Genomic DNA, 12,424 nt, shown 5'->3' with positions numbered 1-12,424 from the left:
AGTTACAGAAATGATTGGACAGAAATCTTCAATCCTATTTAAGGGTGACTGCAATGTATAAAGTATTAGTTATTGAAGATGACGTCATGATGAGCAATATGCTGTCTATGTATTTGTCTGAAGAGGGCTACCAGGTGGAGCAAGCGGATTGTGGAGAAGAGGGCTTGCACAAGGCTGCGGACTTCGTTCCCGATCTGATTTTGCTGGACCTCATTCTTCCGGATTTGGACGGAATGGAAGTATGCAAGCAAATACGGGAAACGTCCAATGTCCCCATAATGATTCTCTCGATGAAGAGCGAGGTATCGGAGCGTGTGCAGGCGCTAAAGGCTGGAGCGGATGATTATCTATGCAAGCCGTTCAGCATGCATGAGCTAACCGCGCGGGTGGAGGCGCTGATTCGCCGTTCTCATACGGTACAGGCGGAGATGAATGAGAAGAAGGAAGTCACCTCGTCCATCGGGCCATCAGAGCTTATTCAATTGGATGCGAATAGAAGGCTGCTCATCGTAAGGGGTCAGCGTGTGGAGACGACGTTCTCGGAGTACGAGCTTATAAAGCTGTTAATGGCTCATCCGGGGAAGGTATTCAGCAGGGAAGAATTGATTAATGCGATACGGGGATTTGATTCCTTCGTGACCGATCGTGCCATTGACGTTCATATCGTCAATCTCCGTAAGAAAATCGAACTGAACCCGAAGGAACCTCGCCTGATCAAGACGGTGTGGGGGTTCGGGTACAAGTATGTGGCCGAGCCAGCCATGTAGTTGTGACGGGATCCGCAAGCTGAACAGGCTTCAGGTGAAGAGCATTCCGGTTATCCGGGATGCTTATTTTTTATTTTCGGGAGCAATCATTAGGTTTTCTAACAAAGATGCGATCCGGGCTGCAGCATTATTCTAATAATTGTATGTGAATATTAAGCTTAATAATGATGATTAATGAAAGGAGCTTTTTGTGATGGAGGCAGCTATTGATATGCCTGGACGGAAAGCGGCATTTCTTGAGCTTGAACTTGCCATCGAGCATGCAAGGACGACGGGACATCATATGCTGGTTGCCCTTGTGGATATGGATCGTTTTTATCGCTTGAATGAAACAAAAGGGAATGACTTCGGGAACTATGTGTTGGGTGTGATAGCGAACCGTCTATGCGAGGCTGGCGCGACGCTCTCCGGTGGCCTCTTCAACGAGACGAGTAGATTTGGCGGTGACTGCTTTCAAATTGTGATCGCTTTCCATGAGCAGGAACTGGTTCGGGTCACGCATGTGCTGGAGGCGATCAAGTTCGCCGTTGAACGCCCCATTGCAGATGGGGAGCAGGAGCTCTATCTGACCTCGAGCATAGGGGCTAGCTTGTATCCGAAGGACGGACTGACGAGCGAGCAGCTGTTATGTCATGCAGAGCTTGCGCTCTACCGCTCTAAGGAAAGTGGCGGTAATCGGGTTGAAGTATACAGTAGTGAAGATACCGTTCAAATGAACAGGAAGATTACGATCGAATCTTCGCTTCGTCCGGCATTGGTTCAACGGCAATTCCACTTGAGCTATCAGCCGGTCTATCAGTTGGACAACGGCCGGTTAAGAGGGTACGAAGCGTTAATTCGATGGCAGCATCCGGAGCTCGGCAACGTCAGTCCGGAAGAGTTTATTCCGATTGCGGAATTCAATGGATTAATTGTCCCCCTCGGCGAATGGGTGCTTCGAGAAGTATGCAGGCGATTGTCGGATATGCTTCGGTATGAGGGGTTGGACCACCTCCGCATATCCATTAATATTTCTTCGCAGCAGCTGATATCCCCCTCCTTCGTCTCCACGGTCATCAATGTTGTTGACGAATATGAGCTGAAGGCGGAGTCACTGGAGCTGGAAATATCGGAGCGCCGGATGGCTCTTCATGACATTCAACAGGTGGCTGAAGCGTTAAGCGAGCTTCATGCTGCGGGCGTGCGAATCGTATTGGATGACTTCGGGAAGGGATATTCGTCTTATACAAGTCTAAAGTACTTGCCCATACATAGTGTGAAGATTGATAAGTCTTTTGTGAAAGATATCGATCTAGGGGGGGCGGACCGTTATATTGTGGAATCTATGATTCAACTGGCTCGGAGGCTTGGGCTTGAAGCGATAGCCAAGGGAGTGGAGTTCGAAGAGCAGATGCTGCTCCTGAAGGAGTGGGGTTGTCATTATGTGCAGGGATACTTACTGGGTAAGCCGATGGACCCTACTCAGCTGGACGCTTCAGTGTTCCGCAGAACCGTTGAGAACGATGGCTAATCGATGCCACAGGGACTGCTATTCGCTGTAAGAATCAATGGAAGAAGAAAGGGCTGTTCCGGGGTCGTTTGACCATTGGACAGCCCTTCATCGATTATCAGGTTAGCTGACTTCCAAGTAAAGCTTGGTTCCATCATTATATTGGAAAATAGCGACGTCGCGCACCATTTCAACCGATCGGATTCGCTTCCACTTTTTCCGGAAATCAAAGTCTAGTTCCAATTCGTTCAATTTATGATGAAGAAGATCGAAGGATGTTGATTGCTCGTTAGGGCAATAGACAGGTACTGAACGATTTTTGAAGGTAATGATTTTCATCATTGCACCATTCACCTCCGTTGCGTTTTTCCCATTATACCGCTAACGTTTTAGCCCCTTATGAAGCTGTCGTCAGGTTATTGTTTATTTTGTTAATACTTTTCTAACAATCCCTTCATGACGTTAATCTGCCTAAGAGCTGCTGTATTTCCACTTCTTCTTGTAATAGCCGTGCCCGTAATGATGATTGTAGCGCGGCGGGTGCTGCGGGTAATACGGCTGCTGCGGATGTGGCGGATGCTGCGGATAATAGGGCGCTCCTTGCGGCGGCGGAGCTCCGTGATGATGGCTCGGATGCTGCGGCGGCCCTGCTGGATATTGCCCGTTGGGATAAGGCGGGTGCGGCGGCGGATATTGTGGTGGATACGGATGATGCGGATGATAGTATCCTTTCTTATAATCGCTGCTGCTATAGAAGTGATGACCATGTCTGCCTGCCAAGGAATAGAAGATTCGTTTCAACATCGTAACTTCTCCTTTCTTCTCTGCAACTTCATATACTTTACGACCGTGTAAATAGAAAGTTTCTAAAAAAATGATAAGCTAGTGGGAGGAGTTGATGAAGATGTGGCACGCAATGATGCGACTCGCCTCCCGAACCTGGCATAGATGGCGGGAGATTCGCAACAATTGGAGCGATTATCCTCTACAAGAAGGAACGGTATGGGGAGGACAGTATGAAGTGCGGCGTTTTCTGGGGATGGGCAGCTACGGTCAAGCTTACGTGTGCCGAGATCAGAGAAGCGGGGCGACCGTTCTACTGAAGCGGAATAAGCCGAGCAAGCGAATGCTTGGCATCCAGCTTCTGCAGCGTGAGAGGGACGTGATGCAAGCGTTGTCCCACGAGCAGATTCCGCGTCTCGTCGCATACCGGTCAAGCGGCTCCGAGGAAGCGATCGCGATGGACTATATTGAGGGGCATAATCTGGAATATATCATTTATGAGCAGGGAGACAGCTTTACGGTTCAAGAAGCGCTGCAAGTGTTGAGGGGGCTGCTTCAGCCGTTGAAGCATCTTCATGACTCCGGCTACGTGCATCGCGATGTACGTATACCGAATGTGCTGATGAGGGATGGGAAGCCGTATCTGATTGATTACGGCCTGGCATGCCGTATCGGCGAGCAGTTGCCGGGGCCGCTGAAGGAAGCATTGGGTGAGACGGATGCTCCGGCGGATAGCGCCGCTGCGCTCAAGACGCGAATGCGCCGCGCGCATCCAGCAAGCGACTGGTTCGGGCTTGGTCATCTGTTCCTGTTCCTCATGTATGCGGGCTACACGCCTCCCAAGGATGGGATGGAACGAAGCTGGGAGGAAGAGCTGGAGCTGCCCGATGCGGTCAAGCTGTTCCTGCGCAAGCTGCTGAATGAAGATCAAGGCTGGCCTAGTACAGCGGAGTGTGAACGGGAGCTAGATGATCTGCTGAAGCGCGGCGATTGCGATTAGATGAGCCGGATAGAAGCTGCGCCAGATCCATCTGGGCATGCGGATGCGGTCCATACGGATCAACAGCTGCGGCATATAGAAGATAAGCCCCGTCCCCAGCAAGCTGAACGGCTGCAGAGACACCCCGCCCGTAAAAATGGACAGCAGCTCCAGACCTGCATGCATGAGCAAGGCAAGAGAAGACGGTGCGTAGCGGTAGATGAGCATCAGCAGCAGAGCGTAGCCGCCGTAGTCGAACGGAAGCGCCTCAAGCGGGATGAATGCGGCTCCCGCAATGAGGAACTGAAGCGCTGGCGAATCCTTATATCGATCCAGCAGACGCAGTGCGAGCAGACAGACGAATAAGGTTGCAATGACATTGATCTGCGTAATATGGAAGGCCCATTGATAAGGGAGCTGCGAGAGCAAGGCCAGCAGGCCGACCCGCAGGAAGTAGCGGTTCATATTACGGGTTCGCTTATAGCCGATAACCATGGCGTATATGTACAGCGGCATGGCAAGTCTGCCGATGATGCGCCATAGGGGATCGGAGGGGTACCATACAGCGCCAATATGATCGATAAGCATCGTGAGCATAGCTAGAAATTGCATGAGAGACCACCTTCATCTGTCGGGTTTACGGCTAGTCGGAATAGTCATTCTAGCGATCTTCAGTATAGCAGAAAATGGGCGTTCGCGCGGTATGCAGTGAAAAAGTGGCTTCCGCAAGCCGCGCACAGAAAGAGCAGGACTTATTACAGTCCTGCTCTCTCTGCTGCTTGTCGCAGCCATGCCGCATAACTGCAGCGATTCTGCAAACAAAGCGTCATGTCTGTTCCTTTCCTCCGACGGGCTGCAATCGCCGAATCCCCTACAAGAGCAATGTAATGACGAGCAGCTCGAACAGCACGAGAGGAAGTATGGCGTTGAAGCGGCTGTTATAGGATCTGGGGTCTTGAATCGTGCACTGCAGATAGAGAATGTGCTGATCGACATGCAGAATCATCCCTTCATACACATGGCCGTCGATCGTCTGTACGCGTACGAACCGGTGCATATGTCCCCCGCACATCTTCATGAGGCGCTCCCGAATTTCCTGTACCGTAGCTGTATGCTGCGGATTGGCTTCGTAAATAACCGAAGCTTCGTTATCCCGTTGTTCGGACAATGCGATAACCTCCTATCTCAAGCATTCTAGTCTATAGCTATGCAAGAGACGGGAAAGTCATGCCGTTCATAAGCGCATCGCGCCTGTCGGCCGGTCAGCGGTTGGAGGAAGGGTAATGGATAAGGGTAGTGAAGCGGATCGTACGGTCCGTATCGTTGCAATAGGTGTGAGGCTGATCGCCGGAGAAGCGCATGGCCAGGCTTGGCTTCAGCAGATAGCTGTCTCCTCCCACTTCGACGCGAAGCTCTCCGTCCATCGCGATAACGAACTCTTCGACCCCTTCATAGTGTGCTTCCGATGTATGGGAAGTGAACGGCTCAATCACCACGGTGTATACTTCGAATCCTCGATCCTGCTTGAATGGGAAGATGGGATATGTGCGATAGGCGCCATCCTCGGCAATAAGCGGCGATGTCTCCTCCAGCTTGACGATGGATACTTGCGGAGACGAGTCCTCCATTAACGCAGCGAACGAGATGCGAAGACCGTTGACAATTTTCCACAGGATGGAGATGGTCGGATTGGACTCTCCCCTCTCGATCTGCCCTAGCATTCCTTTGCTGACTCCGCTAAGCTCGGCTACGGCATCCAGGCTTAGACCGCGGGATTTGCGGATATCTTGCAGGTTTTTGCCGATTTTCTGATGAATCGCTTCTGACATGGCTGTACTCCTTCCAATTACCTCACAAAAAATAATAAAAAATAATAAAAAATATACACAAAGGTATGTACATTATAATGCACAAACGTGTAATATATTATACAAGATAAAGTGGTAAGCGTTCTATTTTCGGTTTCACTCTATTGTAGACGAAAATGCGAGGAGGGGCAAAGAGATGTCTCAAGGCAAAACGATGATTGGGCTGGTGAAGGAGACGCGCGGTCCCGGAGCGGTGTTGAAAGAAGTGCCAGTGCCGGTATGCGGAGTGAACGAGGTGCTGGTGCGGGTGAAGACCTCTTCGATCTGCGGCACGGATGTGCATATCTATAAATGGGATGACTGGGCGTCGCGCACTGTACGTACACCGAATGTATTCGGACATGAATTCGCGGGCATTGTGGAAGCGATCGGCAGTGAAGTGACGAATGTCAAGGTGGGCGACTATGTATCGGGAGAAGGCCACGTCGTATGCGGCATCTGCAAAGCTTGTCGGACTGGTAACGCCCATGTATGCAAAAATACATTAAGCTTCGGTATTACGATTCCGGGCTGCTTCGCGGAATATGCAGTCATAAGGGCCAGTAATGTGATCCACAACGACGCAAGCGTGCCGCCGGAAATCGCTTGTCTGCAGGATCCGCTAGGCAATGCGGTGCAAACGGTGTTAAGCGGAGACGTGGTAGGCAAGAGTGTCGTCGTCGTCGGAGTTGGACCCATTGGCCAGATGGCAATTGCGGTGGCGAAGGCTTGCGGAAGCGGCAGAGTGTTCGCTGTAGACATTAATCCTTACCGCCTGAAGATGGCCGAGGCGATGGGGGCGGACATTGTGATTGACAGCAGCAAGCAAAGCTTCGTGGATGTCATTCGTGAAGCAACAGGCGGAGAAGGCGCAGAGGTCGTTCTGGAGATGTCGGGTCATCCCGTAGCGATTCGAGATGCGCTGAAGGCGGCTGCACAGGCGGGGCGTGTTAGTCTGCTAGGCATTCCGACGCAAGAGGTGCCGTTCGATTTGGCGCAGGATATTATATTTAAAGGTCTGAATATTCAGGGAATTACAGGCAGGCGGATGTATGATACCTGGTATCAGCTGAAAGGGCTTCTAGACCGGAAGCGCATAGATTTGACGCCGCTAGTGACGCATCACTTCACGCTGGATCGTTTTGAGGAGGCCTTCGATCTGATGGCGTCCGGCAATTGCGGCAAAATTGTGTTTTGGCATGATCGCGTGTCTTGAAGCGAGATTAGAATGATTACAAAAAGGCCGACTTTGACAAACGGGAGGAATTGTAATGGCGGATTTTCGACATATAGAGGAACAATTGAGAGAACTGAAGGAAGCAGGGCGCTATCGTCCCATGACGGTATGGAAGGACGGCTCCGATGCCTGGATGACCGTTGAAGGCGGGAAGCGCGCGCTGCAGATGTCCTCCAACAACTACTTGGGATTCACGCATCACCCCAAGCTGAAAGCGGCAGCAATCGCTGCTACGGAGAAGTACGGCGTCGGCTCGGGCTCGGTGCGGACAATTACGGGGACGCTGTCGATTCATGATGAGCTGGAGTGGAAGCTCGCAGCATTCAAAGGGACGGAGGCGGCACTGGTGTTCCAGTCCGGATTTACGACGAATCAAGGCGTGCTCGGTACAATACTGGGACCGGACGACGTGGTCATTAGCGACGAACTGAATCACGCCAGCATTATCGACGGCATCCGCCTGACGAAGGCAAGCCGCCGCATCTTCGCGCACAAGGATATGAATCAGCTGGAAGCGGTGCTGAAGGAGTGCGGCTCCTATCGGCAGAGAGTGGTCGTGACGGACGGCGTATTCAGCATGGACGGGGATATTGCGCCGCTGCCTGCTATCGTTGAGCTGGCGGAGAAGTATGATGCGCTGGTCTATGTGGATGACGCGCATGCCAGCGGCGTACTGGGCAAGCATGGCAAGGGCTCTACGGACCACTTCGGCCTGCACGGCAGAGTCCACTTCCAGATCGGCACCTTGTCCAAGGCAGTGGGCGCGGTAGGCGGCTATGTAGCGACGGCAAGGGCGGCCAAGGAGCTGATGATCAATAGCGCCCGTTCCTTCCTGTTCAGCACGTCGCTGCCGCCGTCTGTAGCGGCAAGCTGCATCGCGGCTCTGGAGGTGCTGCAGGAGGAGCCGGAGCTGACGGAGCGGCTGTGGCGGAATGCGGATGGCTTCCGCCGCCGTCTGCAAGCGCTCGGCTTCGATACCGGCGAGAGCGAGACGCCGATCATCCCGATCATTGTCGGCCAGCCGGAGCGGGCGCTTGCCTTCTCGAAGCGGCTGTTGGAGGAGGGCGTCTGCGCGCAAGGCATCGTCTATCCGACCGTCGCGATGGATAAGGGCAGGGTGCGGCTTATCGTGACCGCGCAGCACAGTGAAGCGGATCTGCGCTTTGCCGCTGATGTGCTGGAGAATGTAGGCAAGGAGTTCGGGCTGGTGTAACACCGTGCGTCCGGTACGTCTGATCATCACATAAGCAAAGCTGAGCCAGCTATTTTGCATAGCTGGCTCGGCTTCGTATGCGTTCAAAATGATCACATAGCCCCGCCAAGAGTGCCTCGTCCATCCCCAAGTTGCTCCAACCCTTTCTTAAAGGAAGCCGATCGGCAACGCGATAGGTTGCCAACCGGGCCAGGAGCGAATACTTCAAGAGCCTCTGCATGATGAGGATGCAGAGGCTCTTCTGGTGTTATTGGGAAGCGATAGTCTTTAACGGTTTGTCAGCAGGACCTTCGATGACCTCGCCGCTAATCGAGAATCGGGAGCCGTGACAAGGACAGTCCCAGGTGCGGTCCCCGTCGTTCCACTCCACTTCGCAGCCCATATGAGTACAAGTCGTGTCTACCAGATGGAGCTTTCCATCCGAGTCCTTATAAGCGCCCGCTCTGCGGCCCTGGACTCTGACAATTGCGCCCTCATCTTCGCCGAGCTCCTCCATGGTCCTATACGTCATCCCCAGCTTGCCGGCAATGAGATGCTTGGCGACGTCGGCATTCTCGACAGCTAGATTTTTGAGCGTGCCCAGAGACATGGATCGTGACGGCGCGAACAGTTGCTCATACGGATTCTGTCTCCCCATAATAAGATCACTAATCAGCATAGCCGCTGCTGTGCCGCTTGTCATGCCCCACTTCTTGTAGCCCGTTGCGACGAATATATTAGGAGATGACTCTGTGATCCTCCCGATGTAAGGCATGTCATCCCCGGTGATCAAATCTTGCGCCGACCAGCGGTAAGCGATCTCCTGCAGCTGGAAGTGGCGGACAGCATATTGTCCAAGCATCTCGTAATGGTTTATAGTACATATGCCTTGTCCCGTTTTATGGCTTTGCCCGCCGATCAGAAGCAGCTTTGACCCGTCTTCCATGGCCGCGCTGCGAATGGAACGCTTAGGTTCTTCCGCGCTAATGTACATGCCGCCTGGGAATTCCGCTTCTGTTTTGATTCCAAGCACGTAAGAGCGTTCGGCATACATTTTGGCAAAGTAAAAACCGCCGCCGTCATAAAAGGGGAAGTGCGAGCAGGATACGACGTACTTGCAGGTCACTGTATGCCCTTCACTGGTTACAACCTGAGGCAAGGAGCCTTTTTGCACATCTACCGCTGTCGTTCCTTCATAGATGTCGACGCCCTCTTTTACGATTTCCCGGATTAGAGTGCTCAAGTAGCGAAGCGGATGGAATTGAGCCTGCTTGTTCATCCTGACGGCTGCTTTCGCTGGAATAGAGAGGGGAATGCTGTCAACGAACTCCCCTTCAATTCCAAGTGCAGAGTAAGCGTTCATTTCACTTTCCAGATCGGGGATATAATCTACCGAATTCGTGAAGACATAAGCATCTTCGACAGAGAGCCCGCAGTCCATATCGTACTGCTCAATCGTATGCAAGATGAACTGCATCGCATCCCGGTTCGCTTGGTAATATAAGGCGGCTTTTTCTTTGCCTGCTTTCTTGATCAACATGTCGTATATCAGATCGTGCTGGGAGGTTATTTTTGCAGTTGTATGTCCAGTCGTTCCATGCAGCAGCTTGTCAGCTTCCAGCAGTACGACCTTAAGGCCGGCTCTCGCCAGCAAATACGCTGTAGTGATGCCGGTGATACCGCCACCGACAACAACCGCTTCCGTGTCTATGGATTGAGATAGTTTGGGGAAGGAAGTCATTCCATGGACACTATCCATCCAATAGGATTCAGGGAATTTGGGCAATGCATTGCTTTCGGTCATAGCTATTCTCCTTTAACCATCTTTTCAACTCCTCTCATTACTTCCCTAATCGGAGAAAACTATTCGATGATGATTATAGTAATGACCTGCGAAACTCCCCCGGCGGCATGCCTTTCACCTTCTTGAAGTTGCGTATGAAAGAGTTGACGCTGTAATAGCCTACCCGTTCCGCGACTTCGGAGATCATAAGATCGGAGGAGGTAAGCAGCTCCACCGCCTTATTCATCCGCACATCGTTCAGATGCTCGCTGAACGTCTTCCCGTGCTTCTCCTTGAAGTAGCTGGACAAGTACGTTCGGCTCATCTTGAGCTTGTCCGCCAGCAGATCCAGCGAGACGCCTGCTCCGTAATGCTGCTCCACGTAATCCAGCATACACTTCACCACCGGATCGCTTATCTCCCGCCGCTCCTTCATGAGCGCGAGAGCGGACGGAAGGAAGGCGCGGAAGAAGTCTTCGAATTGGGGCAGTGTATAACAAGCCCTGATCGCGTCAAGCGGCGACGCGGGATGCACGCGCAGCACATCCTCCGGATGAAGGGAGGACGCGGTGCGGTAGACGATGCCTCTGGCGAATTCCTCTACTTGCTTCTGGCTTGCACCGCGCTTCTCCATGCCCGCCAGCTTCCGAATGACAAGCCTCAGCAGCTCGCTCTCATTGCCTTGCTCCAGATGAGTATAGAAGGCGCTCCCCTCATCCTCGGCCATGATCTCCTTCTCAACGGAGTCTTCCATAATTAATTGCGTCGTATCGGACAGCTTGCGGCTATCCAGCATGCGCAGAATATGCTGATAAGATTCCGCAGGAGCCGTCCCGGCATCGTTGTGCTTAGCAGCTATTGTGGCCAAATAATACGCATGGTCGAGATCGAACACTTCTGTCAGCTCCTGCAGATGCTCCTCTATCGTCTCTGGAGACACCTCCTCCGCTTCGGGCAGGAAAGAGACGAGCAGATTGCTCTCCACCTGGAGCGTTGTGGCGTCCTTGAATAGCGTACGGAAGTACGCCTGTAGAAATTCCTGTACCACCTTTGCAGCGCGATCCTGGCGAATGTCCGTCCCAGTCTCGTCATCCATTCTCTTGAACAGCAGTCTTACGCCCACGAACCAGTAGGGCTTATCGCTTTCCGCAGGGAAGCGGCGATCTTCCTCTTCCGAATGAATGTACAGTCGCTTCAGCTTCGACGTGAGCAGGTAGTGCTGCAGAAGCGAATTTTTGCGCTGCAGGTCCCGGTCCATCGTCCTGTTGTCCTGCGACAGGCGAGTCAGCCTGTCGTTGATCAGATCGAATTCTTTAATGTGCGTCGACGTCGCCGGGGAAGCGGCCTGTCCTTCCATGGCCGCCAATATGCGGCTGACCGGCGTGTGCAGCCTGCGAGCGAAATAGACGGCCGCCGCCAAGCCAAGCAATAAAGCCACCGTCAAGATAAGGGCCAGAATGACGTTCAGCTTGGTCATTTGCGCCGCGATATTCGTCGTGGGAACAGCGCTGACATAGGTCAATCCGGTAGTGGAGCCTCGTGTGAAAAAGTAGTAGTCGTCGCCGATCTTCCGATAGTTGATATGACCGGGCTCCTGCACACGCAGCTGCCCGAATTCCAGCTCTGCATCCATGCTGCCGCTGCTAATAAGCTCCGTGCCATTGCCGTCGAATAGATAGAAGCTGTCCTCGCCGGAGCGCTGAACATAAGCATCAATCAGCTTCTCCTGATCCAGGAAGAAGAGAAGGGACATCTGTCTGGCATACACATTCTGAACGAGTATGGGCACCATTGTTCCGATATCGCTGCTGGAGCTGAACACTTTGTACTGGAATGAGGCGGACGGGTAGATGCGGAAGTGATGGTTGCCCTCCAATTCCCCTTGCCAGAATGTGAATTCGTAATCGGGATGGTGATAGTAGCGTTCGAACATCTCCTCTGCCCCGCTCGTTCCGGCTTTGTCGACGATGAACGCATGGTCGCGCAGATAGAGCATGATATCGTCGATGAACAGCATAGGATCGCGAATCGTAGCCAGAATAAAATCGTTGCGAATCATGGATGCGCTTTCATAGTTGATGCTTCCGTCCCTCGTCTTAATGACCGAACCCAGCCGCTCGTCCAGAAGCATCCCGATGCCGATCGTGCGAATGCGAGTGAAGTGGCTCTCATACAAGTTGACGGCGGATTGCAGGTTCAGTGAATTATTCTGGATAATCTCATCATGAATCGTAGAGCGGAAGAAGGTGTATGTGAGCAAGTTGAAAGACAGCAAGAGAGCGATGATGCTGAGAAACCAGGTGAGCATTCGGACAAAAAGGGTCTTCCGAGAGCGCCGCCATGAGGG

Annotated in this window: 12 protein-coding genes; 5 read left to right on the top strand and 7 right to left on the bottom strand. The window is 52.6% G+C overall.

Annotation, left to right across the window (positions count from 1 at the left end):
• Positions 1 to 53 precede the first annotated feature (53 nt).
• Both ACFQ2I_RS10540 and ACFQ2I_RS10535 read left to right on the top strand, forming a co-directional pair.
• Positions 54 to 767, top strand: a complete 714-nt coding sequence (locus tag ACFQ2I_RS10540) for a response regulator transcription factor (RefSeq protein WP_377564098.1) — start codon at positions 54 to 56, stop codon at positions 765 to 767.
• A 193-nt stretch (positions 768 to 960) separates the two neighbouring features.
• Positions 961 to 2,277: a putative bifunctional diguanylate cyclase/phosphodiesterase gene (locus tag ACFQ2I_RS10535; protein WP_377564095.1), complete on the top strand. Its 1,317-nt coding sequence runs from the start codon at positions 961 to 963 to the stop codon at positions 2,275 to 2,277.
• 102 nt (positions 2,278 to 2,379) lie between these two features.
• Here the strand turns inward: ACFQ2I_RS10535 and ACFQ2I_RS10530 are convergent, their stop codons facing one another.
• Together ACFQ2I_RS10530 and ACFQ2I_RS10525 are read right to left on the bottom strand one after the other, a co-directional pair.
• The gene (locus tag ACFQ2I_RS10530) at positions 2,380 to 2,598 is read right to left on the bottom strand and encodes a hypothetical protein (protein WP_377564093.1); all 219 of its coding nucleotides are present in this window, start codon (positions 2,596 to 2,598) and stop codon (positions 2,380 to 2,382) included.
• 129 nt (positions 2,599 to 2,727) lie between these two features.
• Positions 2,728 to 3,060, bottom strand: coding sequence for a hypothetical protein (locus ACFQ2I_RS10525; protein ID WP_377564092.1), 333 nt, complete (start codon positions 3,058 to 3,060; stop codon positions 2,728 to 2,730).
• A 94-nt stretch (positions 3,061 to 3,154) separates the two neighbouring features.
• Between ACFQ2I_RS10525 and ACFQ2I_RS10520 the strand changes: the two genes are divergently transcribed.
• Positions 3,155 to 4,039 (top strand): serine/threonine protein kinase, encoded by an 885-nt coding sequence (locus tag ACFQ2I_RS10520; protein ID WP_377564091.1) that lies wholly within the window; start codon positions 3,155 to 3,157, stop codon positions 4,037 to 4,039.
• Here the strand turns inward: ACFQ2I_RS10520 and ACFQ2I_RS10515 are convergent.
• The 3 genes from ACFQ2I_RS10515 to ACFQ2I_RS10505 all read right to left on the bottom strand — a co-directional run bounded on the left by ACFQ2I_RS10515 (position 4,004) and on the right by ACFQ2I_RS10505 (position 5,847).
• Positions 4,004 to 4,630 carry a TraX family protein gene (locus ACFQ2I_RS10515; RefSeq protein ID WP_377564090.1) on the bottom strand — a complete coding sequence of 209 codons (627 nt, stop codon included), beginning with the start codon at positions 4,628 to 4,630 and terminating at the stop codon, positions 4,004 to 4,006. The genes ACFQ2I_RS10520 and ACFQ2I_RS10515 overlap by 36 nt on opposite strands.
• A 259-nt stretch (positions 4,631 to 4,889) precedes the next feature.
• Entirely contained in the window at positions 4,890 to 5,186 is a 297-nt protein-coding gene (locus ACFQ2I_RS10510; RefSeq protein ID WP_377564089.1) for a hypothetical protein, read from the bottom strand.
• A 94-nt stretch (positions 5,187 to 5,280) separates the two neighbouring features.
• Positions 5,281 to 5,847 (bottom strand): helix-turn-helix domain-containing protein, encoded by a 567-nt coding sequence (locus ACFQ2I_RS10505; RefSeq protein ID WP_377564087.1) that lies wholly within the window; start codon positions 5,845 to 5,847, stop codon positions 5,281 to 5,283.
• A 175-nt stretch (positions 5,848 to 6,022) separates the two neighbouring features.
• Between ACFQ2I_RS10505 and tdh the strand changes: the two genes are divergently transcribed.
• Complete coding sequence (gene tdh, locus ACFQ2I_RS10500) at positions 6,023 to 7,081, top strand: L-threonine 3-dehydrogenase (RefSeq protein ID WP_377564085.1); 1,059 nt, start codon at positions 6,023 to 6,025, stop codon at positions 7,079 to 7,081.
• A gap of 55 nt (positions 7,082 to 7,136) precedes the next feature.
• Positions 7,137 to 8,315 (top strand): glycine C-acetyltransferase, encoded by a 1,179-nt coding sequence (locus ACFQ2I_RS10495; protein WP_377564084.1) that lies wholly within the window; start codon positions 7,137 to 7,139, stop codon positions 8,313 to 8,315.
• 247 nt (positions 8,316 to 8,562) lie between these two features.
• Here the strand turns inward: ACFQ2I_RS10495 and ACFQ2I_RS10490 are convergent, their stop codons facing one another.
• Both ACFQ2I_RS10490 and ACFQ2I_RS10485 read right to left on the bottom strand, forming a co-directional pair.
• A complete protein-coding gene (locus ACFQ2I_RS10490) occupies positions 8,563 to 10,098 on the bottom strand; it encodes an FAD-dependent oxidoreductase (protein WP_377564083.1) in 1,536 nt (511 codons plus the stop codon).
• Positions 10,099 to 10,171: 73 nt separating this feature from the next.
• Positions 10,172 to 12,385, bottom strand: coding sequence for a helix-turn-helix domain-containing protein (locus ACFQ2I_RS10485; protein WP_377564081.1), 2,214 nt, complete (start codon positions 12,383 to 12,385; stop codon positions 10,172 to 10,174).
• Positions 12,386 to 12,424 lie beyond the last annotated feature (39 nt).

This window comes from Paenibacillus chungangensis (assembly GCF_042675905.1).
Taxonomy (GTDB): Bacteria; Bacillota; Bacilli; order Paenibacillales; family Paenibacillaceae; genus Pristimantibacillus; species Pristimantibacillus chungangensis.
This window is presented reverse-complemented; position numbering and strand designations above follow the sequence as displayed.